Source organism: Flavivirga abyssicola, assembly GCF_030540775.2.
Classification (GTDB): domain Bacteria; phylum Bacteroidota; class Bacteroidia; order Flavobacteriales; family Flavobacteriaceae; genus Flavivirga; species Flavivirga abyssicola.
Window position 1 is genome coordinate 3823369 of record NZ_CP141266.1, and the last position, 24912, is coordinate 3848280.

General features: G+C 31.5%; 15 protein-coding genes. 6 read left to right on the forward strand and 9 right to left on the reverse strand.

All coding sequences use genetic code 11. The annotated features are described in order from the left end of the window. Positions 1–63 precede the first annotated feature (63 nt). The 3 genes from Q4Q34_RS16060 (at position 64) to Q4Q34_RS16070 (ending at position 3921) form a co-directional block, all read left to right on the forward strand. Complete coding sequence (locus tag Q4Q34_RS16060; protein WP_303315192.1) at positions 64–2235, forward strand: DEAD/DEAH box helicase; 2172 nt, start codon at positions 64–66, stop codon at positions 2233–2235. Next, entirely contained in the window at positions 2216–2929 is a 714-nt protein-coding gene (locus tag Q4Q34_RS16065; RefSeq protein WP_303315191.1) for a DUF2290 domain-containing protein, read from the forward strand. Before Q4Q34_RS16060 ends, Q4Q34_RS16065 begins: the two co-directional genes overlap by 20 nt. A gap of 119 nt (positions 2930–3048) precedes the next feature. Next, a complete protein-coding gene (locus Q4Q34_RS16070) occupies positions 3049–3921 on the forward strand; it encodes a transposase (protein ID WP_303316290.1) in 873 nt (290 codons plus the stop codon). 444 nt (positions 3922–4365) lie between these two features. Here Q4Q34_RS16070 and Q4Q34_RS16075 read toward each other — a convergent pair whose 3' ends face one another. From Q4Q34_RS16075 to Q4Q34_RS16110, 8 genes are all read right to left on the reverse strand, one after another. Continuing rightward, positions 4366–5370 carry a TlpA family protein disulfide reductase gene (locus Q4Q34_RS16075; protein WP_303315190.1) on the reverse strand — a complete coding sequence of 335 codons (1005 nt, stop codon included), beginning with the start codon at positions 5368–5370 and terminating at the stop codon, positions 4366–4368. Positions 5371–5389: 19 nt separating this feature from the next. Beyond that, positions 5390–8206, reverse strand: coding sequence for a M16 family metallopeptidase (locus Q4Q34_RS16080; protein WP_303315189.1), 2817 nt, complete (start codon positions 8204–8206; stop codon positions 5390–5392). Between the two features lie 390 nt (positions 8207–8596). Beyond that, the gene (locus Q4Q34_RS16085; protein ID WP_303315187.1) at positions 8597–9814 is read right to left on the reverse strand and encodes an aspartyl protease family protein; all 1218 of its coding nucleotides are present in this window, start codon (positions 9812–9814) and stop codon (positions 8597–8599) included. An 85-nt stretch (positions 9815–9899) separates the two neighbouring features. Continuing rightward, positions 9900–11345, reverse strand: a complete 1446-nt coding sequence (locus Q4Q34_RS16090) for a RagB/SusD family nutrient uptake outer membrane protein (protein WP_303315185.1) — start codon at positions 11343–11345, stop codon at positions 9900–9902. 17 nt (positions 11346–11362) lie between these two features. Then, on the reverse strand, positions 11363–14668 hold the full coding sequence (locus tag Q4Q34_RS16095; protein WP_303315184.1) for a SusC/RagA family TonB-linked outer membrane protein: 3306 nt from the start codon (positions 14666–14668) through the stop codon (positions 11363–11365). 261 nt (positions 14669–14929) lie between these two features. Beyond that, complete coding sequence (locus tag Q4Q34_RS16100) at positions 14930–16000, reverse strand: FecR family protein (protein WP_303315182.1); 1071 nt, start codon at positions 15998–16000, stop codon at positions 14930–14932. A 125-nt stretch (positions 16001–16125) separates the two neighbouring features. After that, entirely contained in the window at positions 16126–17349 is a 1224-nt protein-coding gene (locus Q4Q34_RS16105; protein ID WP_303315181.1) for a T9SS type A sorting domain-containing protein, read from the reverse strand. A 567-nt stretch (positions 17350–17916) separates the two neighbouring features. Beyond that, the gene (locus Q4Q34_RS16110; RefSeq protein ID WP_303315179.1) at positions 17917–18501 is read right to left on the reverse strand and encodes an RNA polymerase sigma factor; all 585 of its coding nucleotides are present in this window, start codon (positions 18499–18501) and stop codon (positions 17917–17919) included. Positions 18502–18854: 353 nt separating this feature from the next. On the opposite strand from Q4Q34_RS16110, the gene Q4Q34_RS16115 reads away from it, so the two are divergent. Continuing rightward, positions 18855–20414 carry a T9SS type A sorting domain-containing protein gene (locus Q4Q34_RS16115; RefSeq protein ID WP_303315178.1) on the forward strand — a complete coding sequence of 520 codons (1560 nt, stop codon included), beginning with the start codon at positions 18855–18857 and terminating at the stop codon, positions 20412–20414. 321 nt (positions 20415–20735) lie between these two features. After that, a complete protein-coding gene (locus Q4Q34_RS16120; RefSeq protein WP_303315176.1) occupies positions 20736–21500 on the forward strand; it encodes a phosphatase PAP2 family protein in 765 nt (254 codons plus the stop codon). A 12-nt stretch (positions 21501–21512) separates the two neighbouring features. On the opposite strand, the gene Q4Q34_RS16125 is transcribed toward Q4Q34_RS16120, so the two are convergent. Continuing rightward, positions 21513–21947, reverse strand: a complete 435-nt coding sequence (locus Q4Q34_RS16125; protein ID WP_303315174.1) for a PepSY-like domain-containing protein — start codon at positions 21945–21947, stop codon at positions 21513–21515. Positions 21948–22064: 117 nt separating this feature from the next. Between Q4Q34_RS16125 and Q4Q34_RS16130 the strand changes: the two genes are divergently transcribed. Then, a complete protein-coding gene (locus Q4Q34_RS16130) occupies positions 22065–24911 on the forward strand; it encodes a TonB-dependent receptor (RefSeq protein ID WP_303315172.1) in 2847 nt (948 codons plus the stop codon). The last annotated feature ends 1 nt before the right edge of the window (position 24912 follow it).

Genomic DNA, 24912 nt, shown 5'->3' on the forward strand with positions numbered 1-24912 from the left:
TTGTAGCTTTTTTATTAAATATATTTAATGTATAACATTACTATGCTTACCAATTAATATAAGATGATTGAAAAAAATATTAATGAGTCATTACTTAAAAATGATCCGTCCGCTGTATCATTAATCCGATATTTACACGAGTTAGATACAGAGCTATCTTTTTTAGATTCAGCAATCTATCATCAATTTCCGATTTATCCTGAAGCAGATAGTGATTCAACGGTATCAGCGAATGTATTATTTATTAGTAAAACACATGGACTTTTTATTTTTCAATGTTTAAATAAATTGAGAGGTGTAGAAATTCAATTGGAGGAGCATGAAGATGATTTAGCAGAAATTGATACTATGATTTATGCAAAATTATTAAAGGATTCTCCAAAATTAAAAAAAGACAGAAGAAACCTCAAGTTAGACATAACCTCTAGTATTTTTATTAATGATGAGGATTCTAAAGATGTTTATCAATCGGAATTTAATATTCTCAATTCAAAACATGATGTTAAAGTTCTTATAGATAGTGCGTATGATGCAAATTTGCTTAAAGATTCTGAATTTAAAGACTTAAAGGCAACTTTAGAAGGTTCAAAGGTAATCGTGAAACCAAAAAAAAGAGGATTAAAAGATGCCAAAGACTTTAAAAATTCTAAAGGAGCAATTCTTTCTCATATAGAAAATGAAATATCAAATTTTGATTCAGAGCAAAAAAGAGCAGCCTTATTTATAGTTGATGGAGCTCAAAGAATAAGGGGATTAGCTGGTTCAGGCAAAACAATAATCTTGGCTATGAAAGCCGCTATGATACATTTAAATCAACCAGAAGCAAATATATTATATACATATTATACTAAAAATTTAAATGATGTTGTAAAACGTTATATAACTAAGTTTTATAGACAGTTTGCGGATAGAGACCCAGACTGGGAGAAAATAAAGATTATGCATGCTTGGGGTGGACAAAGATTAGAAGGAGTTTATTATAATGCTTGTAAGTTAAATAATATTGCTTCCATAAATTTAACTGAAGCACGAAGAATGAGTCGGCTTGATCCATTTGAAGTAGTATGCGAGGATTTAATAAAAAACAAGCTTAAAAAGCAATATGATTATTCCCTTATTGATGAAGCTCAAGATTTTCCTCCTCAGTTTTATAGGTTATGTCGTAAAATAACGGAAAAGAGTAGGGTCGTTTGGGCTTATGATGATTTTCAAAATATTTTAGATATTGATTTACAAGATGAAAAGGAGACTTTTGGAAAGGATGAAAATGGTGAATATCATGTGGACTTTTCAAAAGCAAAAGATGATTTACGTGACTTGATTTTGCATACTTGCTATCGTACACCAAGAAAATCACTTATTACAGCTTTCTCTTTAGGGTTAGGAGTTTATAATACTAATGAGTCTGATGAAATTCAAATGGTTCAAAGATTGGAAAGTAATGAGCATTGGGAAAGTTTAGGTTTTGAAGTAGTATCTGGTGATTCAGAAAACGGTGCTAAAATGATAATTGATAGGCCAATTTCTAATAGTTCATCAATTAAAAATGAATTGTTAGGCAGTGATGAAATACTTAAAGTTTTTAAAGCAGATGACAGAAAAGATGAAATAGAGTTTGTTATAAATTCAATTAAAAGTGATTTGGCTAAAGAAATGTGTCCAGAAGATATTAGTGTAATTTGTATGGACAATAGAAATGCTAGAGATTTCTTTAAATACTTAGAAGAAAGGCTTGAAGATGAAGACGTAAAATCTTTTAATTTATTTAATGCGCCGACTACTAATAAATCATATAAAGTACCAAACCATGTTACTTTATCTACTATTTATAATGCAAAAGGAAATGAATCTGGAAGTATTTATATTATTGGAATAGATACAGTTTTTAGAGATAAAGATAACATAGTAGAACGCAATAAAATATTCACAGCAATGACAAGAAGTTTAGCTTGGGTAACACTTTCAGGAGTTGGGAAAAGTGTACAATATTGTATAGATGAAATTGAGTTATTAAAGAAGAATAGTTATCAAATGCATTTTGTTCAACCAAGTGAAGATGATGTGAAAACAATTAGACAAGGCATTAGTTCTAGGCAGAAATTGCTAAATGATTTTGAAAGATTTGCTCAAAAAAAATCTGAAGAAACTGGTTTACCGAAAGAAGAAGTTGTAAAGCAATTAAAGATTGATTGGGAAAAAGAAAATTCAAAAAAGGATGACTCTTTCGAACTATAATATTTCATTTTCTCAAATCGAAAAATTTTTAGAAGAGATTGATTTATTTAAAGATTCTGGAATAAAGAATATTAATAAAGTTGGTGTTTCAAAAAAATTTATTCATGCTTCTATTAAGGAAAGTTATCATATAGTTCACAAAGCAGGCTTAGATAATTTTGATTATGATTTTTTACTGAATGACGACTCCTTTTTTCAGTTTGAGTTTAAACAAAAGGAAAACATAGAGATTAGATACGCTTATTATCAAAACCCTTCTGAATTTATTAGTTATAATGAATTTGTTCTTGGAATATTAGAAGGAGATGGGGAGTATAAAGAAACGGTTGAAGAAATAGGTGATATGTTTTATGAGGAATATGAGCAGCATTTGAGTGAGTTAAATTTTAAATCTAATTATATTACGTTTAGATACGACTCAGATTTTAAAAATTATAAAGCTCAAGTGCACCCAGTTTCGCATCTTCACGTTGGGCATGACAACACTATTAGAATACCTTTTAAGAAATTTATTAGCCCTATGACATTTGTTCTGTTCGTTATTAAACAAGCTTACTATCGTAAATGGAAAGACCTTATTAAAAATAAAAGCGATCTAGTTGAAAATTTTCTTAAAGACTCTATTAATGGAGAGTCAACAATTGCTAATGAATATTGGCATGAGTTAGAAGAGTTCGAACTTTATATTTTGTAATATAGTTTACATTTGTTCCTCATTTGTACTCGAAAATCTTAACTAATTGAATATCAATACAGGTCACTTTCTGTATCGGGAAGTAATGTATCCATATCTAATATTTACAATGATCAAAAATTAAATGTAGCTACCTATTAAAAGGCACTGGCCAACAGTACCATATCTGTACAGAACACACAGGTAAGTATACTTGGTCGTTAATGCACGTTCTTATCAATTTAGATTGTAAGTTTTATGTGGTAAACCCATTGCACTTAAAAAGAAGTTTAGGCCTTACAAGGGGCAAAAATGATAAAGTTGATGCCATTAGAATAGCCCACTTTATCAAAAAGAACTATCAGGACACCGAAATATTTGTCCCTAAAAGAGACGTTATACAAAACCTGCAAATACTAGTCAGTGAAAGAAAGTTTAGAATACAACAAAGGCAGCAGCTCTCTACCAAGAACAAAGAACTTAATGTCTTGGATAATCGAAAACTGGCATTTAAACTTATTAAGGAAAACAACAAGCTAATAAAAGAGCTCAGTGTGCAAGTTAAAACTATAGAACAACAAATTAAAGAACTCATAAAACAAGACTCTGGATTGTTTGCTATTAATAAACAACTTAAATCCATTCCTGGTATTGGTGATGTACTATGTTGGAACTTAATTATAAAAACCAATGAGTTTAAATCCATTAGGGAACCCAGAAAACTGGCTTGTTATGCAGGGGTTGCTCCTTTTGCAAACACTTCTGGAACCTCAGTATTTGGAAGAAATCGCGTCTCTAACCTAGCTGACAAATCCCTTAAAAAATTGTTGCACCTTGGAGCTATGAGTGCCATTAGATTAAATAATGACTTGGCCTGTTATTATCGACGCAAAGTTATGGAGGGCAAAAATAAAATGAGCGTCTTAAATGCCGTTAGAAACAAAATAATACACATTATATTTGCTTTAATTAAAAATCAAGATTTTTATCAAAACCGTTTGGTTACGTCATAGAAATCTAACTGACATAAATTTCCTTATCCAAGATTCACGTTAGTTTACTATAATTTTCTGGTTTCTAATTTTTATTTAATGATGGAGAATAATAAGATCACATTAATATGACATTATTTCATTCTTTGTTAATACTAAAAATTAAGAATAATATATTTAACAAAATTAAAATCAATAGTACAACAAGAAATGTCATCATATATTATTTTTTAAAGTCAAATCCTTGATATTACTTATTTGGGCTATGAATAATAAACTAACAAACTGTTATGTATAAAGAGGCACAAACTTAGAGTCACCCTAAGAAAGAAAAGCAAATAATTGGTATACTGTAAATAAAAATACTCTTTATAAGGGTAGGATATAATAACTCCAAAAAGCTTCGATAATAAACCGCCACAAATTTCACTTCATGACGGTTCTAAGGAACTAAAAAAAGAAAGATTATAAATTAAGGCTATTAAACAAGTCTTTTAATTTAGTATCACTAGGTCTTGGAGCTTCGGTTTCAAGAACAACCCCGTCAGGGTCTAATAAAATAAACTTAGGAATTCCTTTTACGTAAAAGGCTTTTAAGAAATCGCCATTTCCACGAGACCATAACTGTATACCAGTTAAATTATTTTCTTTTACAAATGTTCTCCATTTGCCGCCTTTCCCTTTTCTGTCTATGGAGATACTCACGAATTCGATATTTTTTCCATGGTATTCTTTTTCAAGTTTTTTTAGGTGTGGTATCTCTCCAATACATGGTTTGCACCATGTTGCCCAAAGGTCTATATAAACATATTTTCCTTTTAAATCATCTAAAGATAATGTCCCGCCAGCATAATTTTCATAATCCACAAATTTTGGAGATGGATTGCCGTTTAATAGTTCCGGCGCATGCAACTCGTTGTAGGTTTCATACATTTTTTCAAATAGGCGCTTAGTTCTCTTTTCACCTTGAGCAAAGAATGTAGAATCAACATTTTTTGTACTATACAACAAAGTTTCTAGCTCTTCTTTAAAAGCTTTCATACTTATATCAAAACTATCTTTTGGTAATGAGTACAACTCAAAATCATTTCCTTTTTTTCTTATGCGTTTAGTATATTCTGCTTGGTAAGCGCTAGCTTCAAATCCTTTACCTTTGAATTCTACAGTGTTTAGAAAATCTCGGGCATCGGCATTGATTTCTACTTCATAGCCATTATCTAAATATAAAGATGTGCCAGTTCTACCGTTAGACAAAAGCCCTGAACCTTTCTCTGGTGCTTTAATAGTATCTCTAAAGGTGCCATCAGCATTTAATTTTATAGTTTTTTTAATTCCAGATTTGCTAAAGACCATAGAATCTGCAACTGGGTTTTCAATTTTTCCATGAATTACAGCATAATATCTAGGTTTTTTTTCACAACAAAACAATACAAGTGTTAGTGAAAATAATAGAATATTTAAATTTTTCATGTTTAGTATTCGTTAATTATTAATGGATTTGATTTATCTCTGGCTTAAATACAATTTCTAGTGATTTACTGTCTGTTAATATTTCAGTAATTATTTTCTGTATATCTTCTAAAGTAATAGCATTGATGATATCTTCATAATTTTTAGGAGCATCTGCATTAAGACCATCTTCTACAAATTTTATCATGACCCTGTAATCATAATCAGATCTGTTTTTATATTCTTTACGTTTTTTAAGTTTGTTACTTTTTACCTTGTCTAGATCTTCTTGTAAAATCTCACCGTTTTTTATTTTGTCTAGTTCCGAATACACAATTTTTATTAGATTTTCAACCATATCTGGATTACAATTAAAAGATACTTCTAGTTGTGCTTCTTCTTTTGGTTCTCTAAAAAAGGCATAATTTGCTGATGCCCCATAAGTACCACCTTCTTGTTCTCTAAGTGATTCTGTAAAACGTAATTGTAAAATTCCGGCAAGTAAACTGAGCGTATAATTATCTTTACGCGAGTATAGCATCGCTTTCTTTTTACGAATATTTACGGTTGCTTTTGGGTTTTCCATAGGGAAATAAATATCTTTATCTATGGTGTTAGAAACCCAATCTGGAATGACATCTTTCCAGTTTTCTAATTTGCTTGTAGTAGGTAAACTCGCAATATATTTTTCCAGAGCAGGTATTACGGCTTCTTTTTTAATGTCTCCTCCAATAAAAAATTCGAAATCTGCTGGATTGTTAAACCTTTCATTATAAATACGTTTAATTTTTTCAAGGCTTATTGTTTTTAGTGTTTCGTTGTCAATAAAATTCTTGTATGGATTATTGGTTCCATAAGTACTTACTACCATACTATCACGTTTTCTTGAACCTAAATCTTTCTTTTTGTTTTTTATGAAATTTTTCTCTGCTTCAATAGCTAAATTATAAGCAGACTCATCAAAGCGTGGTGCTGTAAAACCCATATTAACTAATTGGAGCATCGTTTCAAAACCTCTAGTACTGGATAAGCCACCAACTTCTTCATGTAATTCTTTAATGCGAAATTTAGCCGAAGCCGTTTTTCCTGTTAATTTTTTATCTAATTCTAAAAGGTCATATGCCCCTAATCCAGATCGAGCTATTACTGGGTATATCATTCTAGCTGAAGGAATATCTTCAACAGGAATTAACGAGTAACCGCCCTTGCTCTTTGCTAAAAACTTAACTTTATTTTTTTGTTTATCAGAAAACTTATGATGTACCCTAACGCCATTACTAAGGGTGAATGTTGTAAATTTTAAGTCTTGATTTTCTTTTTCATCTATAATCTCTCCAGGTATTAGAGTAATACCATGCATTAAAGTTCTGGAATCTTCTTCTTCTACATAAGGCTTTAATTTTTTATTGTTTTCGGCTGATTTAATAATTTTTAAAGCTTTAGATTGAGATAAATTGTCTTCTCCTTCTACACCAGTAACTATAAGTTTTCTGTTTGTTGTAGTATAAACTTCTTTTAATTTTTTATTGATATCCTCAACTGTTAACTGATCTAAAAGTTGTTTTACAATATCAAATTCTTTAATTAAGTCAGTAGGCACCTCATTGTACAAGTAGTCATTTTTTATAGTAGATAGTCCTATAGCACTGTGTGAAAGGTCCTCCAGTTTTGCCACCCTGTTTTGGTAGGTATTAGTAAGTTTTTCTTTAATATTTTTTAATTCTGCTGGTACGGTACCAAACTTTATGGTTCTATACAACTCATTCATTGCTAAAGAAAAGGCCTTTATTTGTTTGTTTGGTTTGGGAGTAATATACATCCCAAAGCTATTATTCATTGGTGTAACCTTACCAATACTAAAACCAACCTTGGATACTGGTGAGTTAGGTTGTTGTGTTAGTTCAGCAAGCCGTCTTGAAAAAACATTTGCGGCAATGTAATTTACTATATCCTCACGTAAATCAGCAATCGTATTATTATACTTAGGTCTTTCAGAATGTATACTAAATAGTATTTGAGATTTGGCAACTTCTTTATCTGTTGCCATGGTGTATAACATTTTTTCATTATTCTCAAATGTTGCATAGTAGCGCTCTTTGGGATTTTTAACAGCTGGAATTGATGAGAATTTTTTCTTTATTCTTTGCTCTATATCATCAACATCAATATCACCCACAATGGCAATAGCTTGTAAATCCGTTCGATACCAATCATGATAAAAATCTCGAAGTGCTTGGTAATCAAAATTTTCAACAACACTCATCAAACCAATAGGCATTCTATCTTTATATTTTGAACCTCCAAATGTAACAGGCATGTTTTTTTTCATAATACGCATGTAGCCATTGTCACGTGTACGCCATTCTTCTTTTACAACACCGCGTTCTGCATCTATTTCTTCTTCTTCTAATGTTAAATCATTAGACCAATCGTGTAGTATTTGTAGCCCTAAATCAATTTGTTCTGGTTTGGTGCCTAATTTATTAATATTGTAAACTGTTTCATCAAAACTGGTATATGCATTAATATCGGTTCCAAATTTTAATCCATTTTCTTCTAACGCATTCAATAGGGCTTTTTTAGGAAAAGCCTTAGTACCATTAAAGGCCATATGTTCTAAAAAATGAGCCAATCCGCGTTGATCCTCATTTTCTAAAATAGAACCTACATTTTGTATGATGTAATAACTTGCAGCATTTTTAACCACATCAGTATGATGTATGTAATAGGTCATGCCATTAGGCAAACCCCCCTTTTTAATTGAAGTATTTACTGGTAATTTTTGGTTTAAATCTATATTTTGACCTGAAACACATATAGTAAAAGTGATACAGGCTAGAAAAAAGAAATGCTTCATGTTTATTTAATAATTATGAGATTAATAATATTCTTGTTTTTAATGTTTGAATTAAAGGGCTATTTCAAAAAACAGCCCTTTTCAACGTTCCCCCAATTTCAATAAATTTTTAAGTGACTAATTCAAAAAATTATAAGTATAACTGTTAGGGTGTTGCTTTAATTCAAGTTTTAAAAAAAACTATCATATTTAAAGAGACCTAAACTTACGGTCACCCTATTAAAGAAATGTTAAATTAGTCACATTTATAATCATATTTAGTTCTTAATAAAAAAGCTTTGAAGCATATTTAAAACCTCAAAGCTTTTATTAAAATGGTTAGAGTATTGTTTTTTAAACACTTAATTGTTCAAAGTACTGTTCAATTAAGGGATCTGATGGTCTCATAATTCAAAGTAAAGGCATTAGCTGGAAGATGATATTTTCTTCTTTTCCGTTGGGCTTTGCGACCTTAATGGTAATAATATCTCCTTCTTTACCTTCAGTAATTTTATAATATTCATTAGGGGTTTTAAGAGGTTTTGCATTAATAGATAACACGTTATCTTTAATTCTTAACCCTGATTTGTATGCTGGAGAGGATTCATCTACACTAGAAATAATAATTGTGCCTTCTTTTTTGATAAACTCAATACTACTTAAGGGAAGTTTATACGTACGTTTAGCATATGCATTGGGTTTTAGATAAATGATTTTCTTAGGATAATCCAATACGTAATTAAACTTATGGATGATACCTGCCCCAAGAATACCCATAATATTGTTGTCTGAAGTAAAGCCACCTTCACTGTAAGATATGTTAACAGGAATATGACTGAGTTTTAAAGAATCAATATGTACCGCTTGAATAGCAACTTTTTCAGTTTTAAAGGCACCAGAAACTCCTCTAGCAGAAGACACTAATTTTTTATCTATTTGCGAACTAATTTGATGCTTTTCATTAAACCCTGTATTGATAATTAACGTGCCATTATACCCTGTATCAAAAAGTACCTTACCTGTAAAGTACTTTCCGTTTTTTAATTGAAACGTTAGCGCTATAAAAGGAATGTTAATATCATCTATAAACTCAAAAGGTACCGGAGTGTAGCCTTCTAAACTTATATCTTTCATGCTGTTGTACAATAGCATGTGTTTATCATCATAATCTATTTGGGTATAATACCTAGCTGGTAGACTATAACCTAAAATACCATGCATGGTGTCTTTAGACATGTGTCTTAAATTCGACAAATCTACTGACGATATTTTAACATTCGGGATCTCAATATCTGTAGGTGGTAGCTTTATAATTTGATTATGTGCAACTGGATTTGTTTTGGTACCTGAAGCATCCTTAGATTGAGATGAACCAGCGTATACAAAATTAAATTTTTTAGCTTCTTTTTCATCTAATATTTCAGAAGAAACCCCCGTATCAAATAAAAAGTTATGCACGTTTTTTTTATTGTTGATTTTTCCTTTAACAAATACTAAACCTGAACCTTCTATGTTAAACGGCACCTTTGCTAATGGTGGATTAAAGTCAGGAGCTGTTTTATCTTTCGATTTACAATTGAATATTATAAAGCATAAAAAGAAATAGCTTATTACTTTTACTTGATGCATTTTATTTAAAATGGTTTACTGAAAAAACACATAGTTTTTCTAAATGATTTTTAGGCAATTGAACAGGTGTTTTGTCTCTCAAAAATTATTGATAACCAGGGTTTTGTGGTAATAAATTAAGGTTAACGTCTAGCTCTCTTTGGGGTATTGGTAGTAATACACCTTCTGGATTCCAATTTGGTTTAATCTCAGTTAAAACGGCATTTATATATCCAGTTCGCTTTAAATCGTAAAAACGGTGTCCAAATTCAGTAAAAAACTCAACGCGTCTTTCACGTATAATGGCTTCTATAATACCTTCTTGGGAATTTATAAAAGCACCCACATTTGGTAAACCAGCTCTAGTACGTATTATATTAATATCGTCTTTAGCTCCAGGAATATCTCCAAGCATTGCTCTAGCTTCAGCTCGAATTAGATACTGCTCTGCTAAACGAAGAATAATAGGATATTCTTTTGTAACAGGTGAAGTAGGTGCTGGTTCTTTATATTTTGTTGGAAAAAAAAGCGTATTGCTTCCTACAATTAGAGAACCAACCCAAGCATCACGCCTTTTATCGTTGAGGTCAAATGCATTTATTAAATCATTCGTTAAGATTGGTCGTCCGTCAAAATTTGCTGTATTTTCTTGTATAATAAATGAGGCGCCAAGATTCGTATTTTGATTATTAAGAATGTCTGTTTTTAGAGACCATATAACACTTTCTCCAATGTCTTCTCCTTCTTCGGATAAATTAAAAAACTCGTGTATAAACACTTCGTTTACATCTGGTTCCCATATAACATTATCAATTGCAAATGATGCACTTTGCGCCGCATTAGTCCAATCTTCTGTGTATAAATATACGCGTGCCAAAAGCGCTTCAGCAGTAATTTTGTCTGGAAAAACAATATCGTTATCACGATTTGTTATTCCTAATAGAGATTTCGCTTCTAATAAATCTTTAATGATTTGTGCATACACTTCTCCGGTAGATGCTCTGGAAGCTATTTTATTTATCTCATGGTTAGTCGTGGTTACATAGGGAATGTCTCCAAAAAGTTGTACCAACATGCTATGAAAAAAAGCACGAAGAAATAAGGCTTGTCCTCTAAATTCGTTTTTATCTTCTGCTGTTAAAGCATCAGAATTTTGAATGCCATCTAATATTTTGTTAACTTCAAAAATGTTATTATAACTTTCTCCCCAATAGTTTGAAACTGTAGCATCTTCTGAATCGAGATCATTTAAAAAGAAAGGGTTATTATTTTCATTAAAGGTTTGAAGTTCATCGGTATACAGACCTAACAAAATACTACTACCACGGCTTCGAGTCCCACTAATGATACCATTTTCCCTAATTTGAGAATACACCCCAGCAAAGGCAGCCTTTACAGAAACTGTATTTGAAAACACACTACTTGGTTCTATTTCGTTACTTGGTACTTCAACCTCAAGAAAATCAGAACATGAATTGAGGATAACTAGTACTAATAGTAGTAGTTTTAAGTTTTTAAATGAAGCACTATAAGTCTTATAAATATGTAACATGGTATTACTGTGTTTAATTAAAATGTAAGGTTAAATCCTAAAGTTATTTGTCTTAATAAAGGAAATGCGCTTAGCCCAGTTTCTGGATCGGCATGGTCAAAATCAGTTATTATAAATAAGTTTTGCCCCTGTAAATACATATTAAGATCAATACCTTTTAATATATTCTTGGGCAAATTATAGGCCAAGGATGCTGTTCTTAAACGTATGTAAGAAGCATCTGTATATGCGGCATTACTAGAACTAAATGCAAAAGCTCCATTTCTAAAATCGGTTACTGGTATACCACCACGATTTGTTAACCATAACTTTTGAAAATCTGTGATATCTCCTGGTTGCTGCCAACGGTTTAAAAATTCCACAGAAACATTTTCCATGCCACCTAAAGGCCTAAGATCTTCAGTTTGAACAGAACGCCCTAGTTGTTTTTTAAATTGAAAGAAAAAGTTTAGCTGCCAATTTTTGTATCTAAAATTGTTTCCAAAACCTCCAAAAAAGTCTGGCGTTAAATCAACCAAGAATTCTCTGTCATCATTTCTACTAATTCTACCATCACCATCAATATCAGTAAATTCATATGCTCCAGTATCTGGGTTAACACCTAGATAATTATATACTCGTTGTACATTTAATGATTCCCCTACAACTAAATTACGAGCAAATGGTGTGTTTTCAATATCTGGAAAACTAACCAATTCATTTCGTTGTCGAGAATAGTTAAATATGGTTTTCCATGAGAAATCTTTAGTTTCAATATTTCTGGTTGTTAGATCTATTTCGAAACCTGAATTTTCAACAACCGCATCTAAATTTCTCCTAAAGTTTCTAAATCCTGTAACTTCAGATAAAGGTTCAGTGACTAACTGATTTCCAGAGCGATTTCTGTACCATGCAGTTGTTAAAAATATTCTATCGTTAAAAAAACCTGTTTCTAAGGCTAACTCTACTTTATCATTAGATTCCCATTGTAGGTTTGGGTTAGGAAGTTTAGTTGTCGATATGGCTCCTAATACATTATATTCAAAGCTTGTAGCTTCGTAAGTGTCTAAAAATTGTAATTGCCCAATATTGTCGCTACCTGTAACACCTATACTAGCCCTTAATTTACCAAAGCTAAGTACACTACTATCCACCAATAGATTTTCTTTGGAGAATATCCATGCCATTCCAATGGCCCCAAAATTACCAAACTGTTTTCCTGGACCAAAGCGACTGGAACCATCTCTACGTCCTGTAAAGTTTAAAATATATTTTCCTTGATAATTAAGATTAATACGTCCAAAAACAGAATTAAATTTATATTCTTCTTCTACTTGATTTAAGGGTGTTAATGTTGCAGCCGCTAATCTGCTAAATATTAAATCATCAGAAGGAAACCCTTCTCTTAGTTCAGCAAAACTATCAGTCGTTCTTTTTTGTAAGGTGCCTCCAACCAAAAATTTCAAGTCTAAATCGCCAAATACTAAGTCCCAATTTATTTGTGGTTCAACAATCCAGGACTTTCGTCTGGAATTATTTATATAAAATTCTGACTGTACAGAGCTAGGAAATAAATCAGGGAATCTAAGTTTGGTAAAAGGTTCAGCCCTGTATTCATCAAATATAAGATCAGTGTATCCAAAACGTGATGACAGCTTTAAGTTATTCGTAAGTTTATATGAAATATTGGCATTAATTAATGTGGTGGTGGTAATGCTATTGTATATTTCGTTAAGTTGTGCTAAGGGGTTATTCCAGGTATTTAAACCGTTTTCATCGGGTTCCCAGTTTAAATTCCCTTCATCATCATACAACGCAGGGGCATTAGGTGCTAATCGTAACGATTGGATGTAAAAATTATTTCCAGGGATATCGTTATCATTTACATTAAAATTTGCAGTGAGGTTTATTGAAAAACGTTTGTCTTTAGATTGGTGGTTAATATTACTTTGTAATGCTAATCGGGTATAGCCTTTATCTGAAGGAAATACCGTGGTTTCATTTAAGTAAGTTCCACTGATTAAAAACTTTGTTTGCTCACTACCTCCTGACACACTAAGTTGAGAGTTTTGTCTTATTGCTGTACCTCCTACTAATACTTTTTGCCAATCGGTATACCTATTTTGGTCCCATGTACCATCAATATCAAAAGTTCTAAGACCATTAGGAACGTTAGGGTCTGTAGGGGCTAAATTAGAATTAGAAAAGATTTCTCTTCGCATCTCTAAATACTGTTCAGTATTTAATAAATCTTTAAATAAAGATATTCTACTAAATGTAACACTAGAATTGACACGAAATTGCGTTTTGCCTGCTTTTGCTTGTTTTGTGGTAATTAATACAACGCCATTGGCACCTCTGGAACCATAAATAGCAGTTGCATCAGCATCCTTTAATATTTCTATACTTGCAATATCTGCTGGATTTATGGAATTTAGTGGACTTACATTTCCAAATCTTTCAAAGTTAACATTTATGTTAGATAAGGATTCTCCGTCAAACGGTACACCATCAACTATAAACAATGGAGGAGAGGTTCCGGGTGAAGATTGGTTACCTAATCTATTAATTGAATTTACACCTCTAATAACAATATTTACACCTCCATCGTTAAGGCCGCTGCTTTGAGAAATATCTACTCCAGGTGCCAGTCCTTGTAAAGAAACAATAATGTTGTTAGTGGGCTGTTTGTCAATGTCTTTAGCTTCAATTTTCGAAATACTCCCTGTTTTTTCTCTTTCCTTTACAGAGTAGTATCCAGCATTAACAACAACTTCATTTAATGTGCTAATGTCTTCTATCATAACAACATCAATAACCGTTTGGCTTCCAACAAGAATTTCTTGTTTTTTAAAGCCCAAATAAGAAAACACTAAAATATTTTGGGAATCCGGAACAACAATAGTGTACTTACCATCAAAATCACTAACAGCACCTTTATTTGTTCCCTTAACAAATACTGTTACTCCTGCAATAGATACACCAGATTGATCAGTTACTTTACCCGTTATTTTTTGACCTTGTTGATTATTCTTTTTTCGTTCTTTTATTAATATCGTATTATTACTTGTAACAATTACATCGATATTCTTATTTCCTTTAAGGCTGTTATTAAGAAGCGAAGTCACCTTTATTTTACCCTTTTTCAGGTTTATTTTTGGAGTGTCCTTAAATAGTCCTTTTTTGTAAATAAACTTAAAATCCGTTTGCTTTCTTATGAGGGAAAAAACTTCGTCTACAGTAACCGTCATTTCTGAACTAATGACAACCTTTTCTTGAGATAAAGTCTTCATTGGAGCCAAACCAAAAACTGTAGCACAAAGTAGAAAAATATATATTTTCATAAGAAATTTTGCAAATGTTGAATTAAGCCAAATAGAACTATTGGTAAATTTAATTTTCATAAATTTGAAAGTTATTTGTTAGTTATTAGTAATAATCTAATTAAATGACATGTTTTGTTTTAAGGAGGAAATGTAGTCGAATAACCCGCACAAGTTTGAAAACTACTTTCCTCTTTTTTACAAACTCAGTTTAATTTGAGTCCAAGAGTGAAATGTTGATATAAATAGAGAGGTTTTGTATGTTAATGATCTTTATATTATTTATTTTAAGGTGACTGTTTTATAGTTTATACTAAATGTATTAATAACACCTACGTTATGAAGTGTAGATAATATATCCTCAATACTCTGATCTCTTGAAAACACACCAACATACTCATGGCTTCCAAGGTTTTTGTTTTCAAGGACAATATCTACGTCATACCATCGAGACAAGGTTATTATAATATCATTTAATGATTCGTTATCAAAACTGAACACACCATCTTTCCATGCTATGCTGTTGTAAGGGTCAACATCTTGAACAAAAAGGGTATTAGAACTCAGGTTAAGATTAGATTGTTGATTTGGCAGTAATATCTTTTTTGTGGCATGGTTGTCAACAGTTACCTCTCCTTCTACCAGCGTAGTAAGAATATGAGGGTCTTCCTTGTAGGCTTTAATATTAAATTCTGTACCTAATACTTCCACCTCCTGGGATTGGGTTAATACCTTAAATGATGCACCTTTGTTTTCAATACTAGAAGAGACATCAAAATAGGCTTCACCATAAAGCAATTCTACTTCTCTTGGTTGTCCTTCTAAGAATGCTACAGGATATTTAAGCTTTGAATCAGAATTTAACCAAACGATAGTGCCATCAGCCAATGTAACGTTGTATTTTCCACCTCTTGGGATTGTTAAATAATTATAGGCAATTTCTGTAACCGAAGATTCTTTATAGGCAATATCTTTCCCTTCACTAGAAGCATACTGTGTTTGAAATGCTTTTCCTTCTTCTAAAACCACATCAGAGCCATTAGCTAAAGTTAGTACTGCTTTATCTGTACCAATTTCAATAGTATTATTTACTATAACTGGCTTAACCTGTGTTTCTGGGGTATTAAAAATAGTTGTTTTAAAAAGGTAGCCTCCAACTAATAAACCTATTATAACCGCAGCAGCTATGTATCTATAAAACGGTTTAAATCTTTTCTTATCTATCCTTAAGAAGAATTTCCGCTTTTCATGTTCTATATCTACAACTACATCTGGCGATAAATGCCTTATCTGGTTATATATAGCTTCAGCCTTATTGGCTTCACTTCTATTGTTCTTATTATTTTGAGACATGAATTTCTTTTCTTAAGATTTTAATAAATTGCATAATTTTCATTCAATATAGTATAAAAGAGTCCTTTTTTAATTTGCACCCTAATAATTTTTTAATTTTTATTTCACTAAAAGTAAGAGCCAAATTATTGCTTAATAATACGCTTAGTAAGTACTTTGTTATCTGAATTAATTTTTACAATATAAACACCACTTGATAAACCGCTTACATCAACGCTAGAATATTTTGTACGCACCACCTCTTTACCCAACATATTATAAACACTTACATGATCTATAGTTGTAACACTAGAAATGTTTAAGATATCATTTACCGGGTTAGGGTAAAGCTTTGTGTCTGTTAAAGTGTTTTTTTCTGTAGACAATGTGCCTGTAGTAACTATCAAGTCATCAAAAGCTATTTTTGGTCTTTGGTTGGGAGCATTAACGTTAACAAAAGTTACTAAAAAAGAAGTAACACCTGTCCAATTGAAATTAACAGGCTGTGTAGTATTTTCAGGATAATTAAGTGTAACATCATTATTCCCAACACCGTCGGTTGTGCTGTAGGTAAGTCGAAAAGTACCTATGGGCGCAATAATAGCATTTCTCGTTAGCATACTAACAATATTAACAGGTTGACTAAATGTAAATGTACATCCTTGCAGTGATACCCCGTCAGTTGTATAAAAAACATTACCCGTTAATCCAACATTAAACGAACTGAAATCTTCCACTACAACAAAATTTGCATCACCAATATTCTTAGCTGTTACAGTAATCCCATTTTTAGAATGTTCTATTGAATAAATATCTCCTGAGGGATAACCAGCATTTTCTTCCCAATCAAAAGTGGTAGTTGTAGGAGGAAGCGTCACGTTTAAGTCATCAAATAAGAGTACTGGACGACTGCTACCGCCACCAACTTCAACAGCTGTAACGGTAAATGACGTTACCCTAGACCAATTTAGGTTAACAACTTTGCTTTCATTTTGAGCATATGTAATGACTACATCCATATTACCTGCACCATCAGAGGGGCTAAAGGTTAATTCAAAATTACTTGAAGAACCAGAAACGTTAACAACTCTAAAGGTATCAACATTAAGAGCATCATTAAACGTAAATGTGGCTACATCAATGCCATCATTAGAAAAGAGAACGTTGCCTGATGTACCTCCTGTGTTTCCTCCAAATTGAACTATAAAATCATTAGTCAAATTTTTAGAAGCGGTAACATTAAAATCACCATTTGCATGTGTAATATTACCATTAACATCAGAAGTGTTATTGGCTTCCCAGTCAAAAGTTATTTGGGCTAACGCCAAACTGGAACTCATTAAAAATAATACTAGGGTAATTTTTTTCATAATAAATTTATTTTTTTACTAGCATTATACTTGTTTTGATTAAAACTACTTGATAATTAGGTTTTTACAGGTATTTCATGCCATTGCTTTATAATTTATTTTTACAATAAATATGATTAATTACAGTAAATTGAGTGATATACATTATTGCTTGTACATTTCTTGATTTTGAAACCCTTTAAACAAGTACACAACTAAACTAAACGAGACTATTTTTTTATAATACCCTAATATTTTTTTTGAATTTTATAATAATATTTTAGCTATATAAATCCTTTACATTGTAATGCAACTAAATGAAAAAGGCTGTATTTAAAGTGAGCTAGATACATTAAGCATTGATAATCAATTTTTTAATTATTTCAAAACCTGTTCTCGATACAAAATTCTTTCAGAATTTCACTCGAACTGACACTTAGTTCGACTGAATTGATCAAAATGCACAACGGGTTGTTTTAATAGTATTTTTCTAAAAAAATAAATAAAACTGACCTTAATTTAAGATTAAAAAAGTTACCGCACTTTAAATTCTAATTAACAATCATATGGCATTTAAAACACACTATTTTAATTCCAAAACCGTTTAAAGAAGGCCAAAAATAGATATAAATACGATTTCAAGTTTTCTCTTAATATTTTTAAGGCATTAGACATATGATATTCTACTGTTTTTACAGATATATCTAATTCTTTTGAAATTTCGATATAAGTCATGCCACTTAGTCTGGACATCACAAAAATTTGTTTTGTTTTTTCGGGTAATGCTTCAATGGCACTATTAATTTTGGTTTCAAGCTCATTACCTTTCAACGTTAATTCTTCCTGTTTGGTAATTAGAGCATGGGCTCTGTCAAACTCCTCTATATAAACCTTCTTTTCCTTTTTTCCTCTATAAAATTTAGAAATTAGACTTCTTAAGATTTGCCATAAGTAGGCTTCCATAAAATGCTTTTCGGGGGTAATGGTATGTGCTTTCTTCCAAAATATGGTAAATGTATCCTGTACAATTTCTTTGCAGGTTTCCTGATCGCTGACAAATTTTAGTGAACGTGCCAATAACAAAGGGTAGTATAGCTCGTAGAATTCTCCAAATACCCTTCTGTCTCTATTCTTTATAAGTTGCCAAAACGGGTCGAGTTTTTTGAGAGTCATTAAATAAAATCTTTTAGAGCTAAAAACAATCTTTTTAAATAAAAACTATTTTTAATACGGTTAGAAAGTTGACAAACATAACCAAAAATTAAAGGAATCTGTTTGTTAAATTTTCTTAAATGTACTATAGTAAAGATATTTATAATTGTGGAAATCCTTATAAAATCACTGTTAAATGGGGTATTTATTCGATAAATTAGTTATAAAAATCTATCATTTTTGATTTTTTATAAAATAAAATGTAATTAAACTTTAGGGGATACAAAAAAATAGGGCTCTTAAAATATGATAGCAATTATTATTAAGTTGTAAAAAGCTATTTTATTCTAAATATTAATTAAACAATTAACGTCATGATTAAAAAATTACTCGTTTTAGGGATTTTTTCTCTAGCACTCTCACTCAGTGCACAAATTCAAGGTACTGGAACTTTGGTAATGGATATTAATGCAGGAGATGCAAATTCATTACCTGCAAATTTATTTACTTTTGGGGGGCATGTGTATTTCCAGGCAAATGATGCAGGTACAACTAATCCGAATGCTCCTACTGCAATAGGAATAGAATTATGGAGAACTAACGGTACAACTACTGAGTTGGTAAAAGATATTAACACTGAACAGAATTTTAGTTCACGTGTTACTAATTTTTTCGAATTGAATGGAAATCTTTACTTCTCAGCTCTTGAGCATTCTGATGCTTCAACATCTACTAGAGATTTGTACACTAGCGATGGAACTGAAGTTGGAACTGTTGAAATTGATTTAATCTCTGGTAACACGCAAGATGAGCCATCTCAAGCTTTTGTAGATGGTTCTATAGCATATCTATACGCTAAAGATGCTTCTGATGCTAGTAGATTGATAGAGTTTAATGGTACTACAGCAAACGAAGTTGCTAATGCAGACACTGATACAAGTGCTAAATTTACACCTAATGTAACTAATGGTATTGGTAAGATAGGAAGTAAACTTATAATATCGGGCACATATACCACAGCTACTGACCCAAATGGTGTTGTTAGTGAGCTTTATGCATACGACACTGCTACAGATTTGTTTACTTTAATAAAAGATATAGATAATGATCCAACTGCAGCATCTAGTCCTAAAAATTTAACGACATTAGGATCTAAAGTTTATTTTTCTCCTGGTAATGGTACTACTGCCAAAGGTAGATTATGGGAAACCGGTGGTACTGAGGCACTTACAGGGCAAATAGTTTATTCTAACTTTCTAACTACTGATATTGCTAAGATTACCTCCTTGTATGCATGGAATGGTAAATTATTCTTTGAAGGAGACGATGAAGGAACTACCCCAGGCATTACAAGTGGTGCCCAATTATTTGTTTACGATCCTTCAGATGGCTCACTTACAGACTTAAGTCAGCAAGGAGCAGATCATGATCCTAAAGACTTTGTGCCTGGACCTGATGGTTATTTGTATTATGCTGGGGAAACTCCTGGTAGCTCTTCGCACAGTTTGTATAGAACAGATGGTACATCTATTGAATATTTATTTTCTGATGGTACTGCAAATGGGGTAACCATAAATGCAGTGGATGATCTAGCTGTACTTGGTACTGTAATATATTTTGAAGGGGAAGATCTTACTGATGATCCAGATGTTGGAAGAGAATTATTTGCTTTTGACACAGCTACTTTAAGTACATCTACAATAGGATTTAGTGGTAAAATAGCTATACATCCTAACCCAACTATTGATGTTATTAATGTATCACACGATTTAAACACCAAACTTAACTATGAGATTTTTGATGTTATGGGGCGTGATGTTATGAAAGGTGAATTAAGGAATAAAACCATTAATCATAACCTGAATCCTGGTATCTATGTGTTAAGACTATCTAACCAGACAGATAGATTTACACAAAAAATTGTGGTAGAGTAAGCTTATAATAATCAACTAAATTTTTTTAACCTCGTTATCTTTTATTGATGGCGAGGTTTTTTATTTAAAAACACCCTCCTTAATCCTCCCTCGAGGGAGGAATCTCACTCGGTAAAATTGTCCCCTTGAGGGACTTTAGGGGTGTTTTTAATGTAACTAATTGAAAATCAATAGCTATTAACTCACGTTAAATATGATTCTCGTTAAGTTAAAACCTTGACTATGATTAAGAATTGCTTTAGAATTATTTAAGATTAGATACAATATTACTAAAGGCTAACCTTAGAACACACATATACATTCGTCTTAAAATCGAATGTTATGAGTTATATAAGAATAATTACTTTAGTTATAAGTGTATTTACTTTTTCTACTTTAAACAGTCAAATAATTTTATTAGATAAAAAACACTTAAAAAAAGAAAAAAGCTTATTGCAAAAAAGTATTTTACCTGCAAGCATTATAATAAGTGGAGCAGCATTAAGTAAGAGTCTTTTTGAAAAAAGCTTGCAAAAGGACATTAGAAAATTTGCAGGTAATAATTTTAATTCCTCAATAGAAGATTATACGCGTTACGTACCTATTATTGAGTTGTATGCAGCAGATATTCTTAATATAAAGGCTAAGAATCATTGGTTTGATCAAACCAAAAATTTAACCATGTCTATCTTAATAACAGATTTTATTACCTATAAATTAAAAAAAGGCATAAAAAAGGAACGACCTGGCAGTACCATAACACACCCTTCATACGAATCTTTTCCTTCCGGACACACATCTTTTGCTTTTGCAAATGCTTCAGTACTATATCAGGAATTTAAAGATTCTAATAAAATCTTGGCATATAGTGGCTATGCCTTTGCTGTAACAACAGGCTCTTTTAGAATGCTTAATAATGCACATTATCTTTCTGATGTGTTGGTAGGTGCTGGAATTGCAATTTTGGTCACAGAACTTATATATCATTTTGAGCCTATTAAGTGGAACCCTTTTAAAAAGAATGAAAATATTACTTTTATACCAAAAATAGGAAGAGACGATTTTGGTAAAGAAAACTATGGTTTATATTTTAATGTTCGTTTTTAAATTTAGATTAAGCTAATCTTCAATCTCATTTATATATTCTTTAACAACATGGCCTTCTTTGTTATAGAGAACTTCAATGTCTTTGCCTTCAAATTCTAACTCGATTTCGTAAAATTCACGTTCATTTGATTCGACAAACGCTACGTCATCAACCTCATATTTTTCATAGCTAGTTTGCAAATTTTCCAGAATAATTAAAGGTAGATTATTCTTGTTAATGTCATGTTCAGTTTCTAGCCAACGTCCCTGTTCGTCAAAGGTTGATGAATATTTTTGGCTATTTTTATAGAAACTGACTTCCCATATGCCATTTTCGTATGTCCATTTTAGATGCTTTGCTTCAGAAAACTTTGTTTCAAAAGCTTTTTTTACTAGCTCTGGTATATCTTGCTGTTTTTGGCAACAAAATAGTAAACTAAGAATAATAAAAGGGATATAATTTTTCACAATTAAATTTTATTAAATCTAATCACTAATTCTAAAATTACTTTTAAGTAAATCTAAAACCATAAAAGTTTCATTAAATTTAAGCTAAAGTTTATATTTAAAGACTTATAAATATTAATGAAAAGCATTTTAATAGGTATCCTATTGTTCATCAGTTCGGCTTCCATGGCACAAGGGAGTATGATACAAGGCCGGGTTATTGATGATAACGGAATTAACATTTCCGGAGCTATAGTCGTTATAGAAAGTATTAACAGACAAACGTCAACAGACATTCAAGGAAACTTTTTTCTTTTAGATTTAAATGAGGGACACTATACCTTAAAAATCTATTATTCGGGTTATAAAACATTAGAAAAAGAAATAAAGCTAGAAGCACATCATAGAAATATTGAAATTTTTACATTAACGACAAATAGTGTATTGTTAGACGATGTGGTTTTAAATGTTTATTTAAATGATAATCGTTTAAGAGACATTAATTCACAAAAGAATAAAGCGAATATCACTAATGTTGTATCTATAGACCAAACAGGTAAATTTCCTGATGCGAATATAGGAGATGCTTTAAAAAGAATTCCTGGAATCACCATGCAGGTAAAAGAGGGAGAAGCACAGGACATCATAATAAGAGGGCTCGCCCCCGAGCTAAATTCCGTTACGATTAATGGTAGTAGGGCGCCTTCTACAAATGGTGATAATAGAAGCGTTCAATTAGATGTTATTCCTACAGATATGATTGAGTCTATAGAAGTAGCTAAAGCACTTACACCCGATATGGAAGCTGATGCATTAGGCGGGTCTGTAAATTTAATTACCAGAACAGCACCACATGGGTTTAGGCTTTCTACGACATTAGGCTCAGGGATTAATTTAATTTCAGACAAACGCATCTGGAATACTAATTTTTTAATAGGTAGCCGATCTAAAAATAAAAAGTTTGGTTGGATGATTTCGGCTACCGTGAATGATAATGATTATGGATCGCATAGTATTGAAGCGGAATGGGGCAATACTTTGGAGTATAATACAGGAAACACAAATATGCAGGGTGAAGCCATTATAGAAGAAGTAGATGTTTCTCCATATACAAACACATTATTAGAGCAGACATTTTTTTTACAAAGAGTTCGCCGTAGTCTTGCTGCAAACTTTGAGTATATGTTTAATAATAACCACACCGTATTTTTTAAGTCTTTTTTAAATTGGAGAGATGATAGAGAAAATAGGTTTGTTTTTGAGAGCGAAATATTGGATCCAATTGATATCGCACAGGAAAATTTTACTTTAAACGGAACCAACCTTATTAACTTTCCAGTTGAAATTAGCAGGCAAACCATTGGGGGAGCAAATAGTAGCAGAAGCAAAAATGGACGTTTAGAAGTTAAAAGATTGCAAAACTTTAGTGTAGGAGGGACTCATTTATTTAAAAATGTAAAAACGGATTGGTTAGCTTCATTCGCTGATGCTTCAGAAAAGGTTAACGAGCGATTAGCTGAATATAAATCTGAATACAGTGTATTTAACGATGTTTCAAATACTCGATTTCCTTTTTTAAGACCATTAGATTTAGATGATGCAAATAATTTATCAAATTTTGAATTTGAAGAAATAGTAGAAGAAGTATTATTTAATAAAGAAGAAGACTTTAATTTCTTAGTTAATACTGAAATACCGTCAAGTATATTGGGATTTAATGATGGTACTATAAAATTTGGATTAAAAAATAGATTTAAGTATAAAGCAAGAAATAATGATTTTACGTTTTTCGATTTTGAAGACGACTATCCAACCTTGGGCGATGTTCCTGTAACGAATTATTCAGATCCCGATTTTTTAGTTGGTGAAAAATATAAATCTGGATTTTTTGCAGATAAAAAGTGGTTGAGTGGTTTGAATTTGATTAATGGTGAAACCATAGGAGAGGAGTTTTTAAGACAACATTATTCGATTAAAGAAAATGTCTTTGCCAGTTATATGATGCTTAATGAAAAAATAAAAGATAAACTACATGTGGTAGCTGGAGCTAGGTTGGAACATACAAATATTAAAGCGAAAGCAAATAATATTGAGAATCCAGATGATTTTAATAGGGTTACTAATGAGAAATCATACACAAACATATTGCCTGGAATTCATTTAAAATATAATTTTTCTAAACAATCCATTATAAAGTTTGCCTGGACTAATACTTTGGCAAGGCCTAATTATGTCGATTTAGTTCCAACATTAGAGATTGTATTGGCAGATGAAGAAATTATACTTGGTAATCCAGAGTTGGATGCAACAACTTCTATGAATTTTGATATTTCGGCAGAACATTATTTTAAATCTTTTGGCATTATATCTGCAGGGCTTTTTTATAAAAATATCAAAGGTTTTATCTATACTTTTAAAAGTGAAACCACAGATGATAGATTTGGATCAGGAACCAGCGGGTTTACAACGTTTAAGCCACTTAATGGTGATAGCGCATCACTTTTTGGTGCAGAAATTGCTTTTCAAAAACGACTTTCTTTTTTGCCTGGGTTTGCCAAAAACTTTAATGTCAATATTAATTATACCTATATAGACTCTAACGCAAATGGAATAAGAAATTCAAAAGGGGAGGAGCGAGATGATTTAGACCTTCCCAATACTGCCAGACATACTTTAAATACAGCTTTGGGTTATGATGATAAGATGTTAAGCACCCGATTAGCGTTAAACTTTTCCGACAGATATATTGAAAATATAGGAGGTAATAGTTTTGAAGATATTTATTATGACAAACAGCTATTTTTAGACTTTAACATAAATTATGTGTTAAAAAAACATTTAAGTATTTATGTAGCAGTAAATAATATAACAAATCAACCACTTCGATTATATCAGGGAATATCCGCAAGAACTGCACAGGCTGAGTACTATGATAGAAGATTTGCTTTTGGGTTAAAATATGACCTTTTTAAAAAACAAAAATGAT

Excerpts from the sequence above, each read along its gene's own strand:
- Q4Q34_RS16060 (WP_303315192.1), top strand. The coding sequence starts at position 64 with ATGATTGAAAAAAATATTAATGAGTCATTACTTAAAAATGATCCGTCC.
- Q4Q34_RS16065 (WP_303315191.1), top strand. The coding sequence starts at position 2,216 with ATGACTCTTTCGAACTATAATATTTCATTTTCTCAAATCGAAAAATTT.
- Q4Q34_RS16075 (WP_303315190.1), bottom strand. The coding sequence starts at position 5,370 with ATGAAAAATTTAAATATTCTATTATTTTCACTAACACTTGTATTGTTT.
- Q4Q34_RS16080 (WP_303315189.1), bottom strand. The coding sequence starts at position 8,206 with ATGAAGCATTTCTTTTTTCTAGCCTGTATCACTTTTACTATATGTGTT.
- Q4Q34_RS16085 (WP_303315187.1), bottom strand. The coding sequence starts at position 9,814 with ATGCATCAAGTAAAAGTAATAAGCTATTTCTTTTTATGCTTTATAATA.
- Q4Q34_RS16090 (WP_303315185.1), bottom strand. The coding sequence starts at position 11,345 with ATGTTACATATTTATAAGACTTATAGTGCTTCATTTAAAAACTTAAAA.
- Q4Q34_RS16095 (WP_303315184.1), bottom strand. The coding sequence starts at position 14,668 with ATGAAAATATATATTTTTCTACTTTGTGCTACAGTTTTTGGTTTGGCT.
- Q4Q34_RS16100 (WP_303315182.1), bottom strand. The coding sequence starts at position 16,000 with ATGTCTCAAAATAATAAGAACAATAGAAGTGAAGCCAATAAGGCTGAA.
- Q4Q34_RS16105 (WP_303315181.1), bottom strand. The coding sequence starts at position 17,349 with ATGAAAAAAATTACCCTAGTATTATTTTTAATGAGTTCCAGTTTGGCG.
- Q4Q34_RS16110 (WP_303315179.1), bottom strand. The coding sequence starts at position 18,501 with ATGACTCTCAAAAAACTCGACCCGTTTTGGCAACTTATAAAGAATAGA.
- Q4Q34_RS16115 (WP_303315178.1), top strand. The coding sequence starts at position 18,855 with ATGATTAAAAAATTACTCGTTTTAGGGATTTTTTCTCTAGCACTCTCA.
- Q4Q34_RS16120 (WP_303315176.1), top strand. The coding sequence starts at position 20,736 with ATGAGTTATATAAGAATAATTACTTTAGTTATAAGTGTATTTACTTTT.
- Q4Q34_RS16130 (WP_303315172.1), top strand. The coding sequence starts at position 22,065 with ATGAAAAGCATTTTAATAGGTATCCTATTGTTCATCAGTTCGGCTTCC.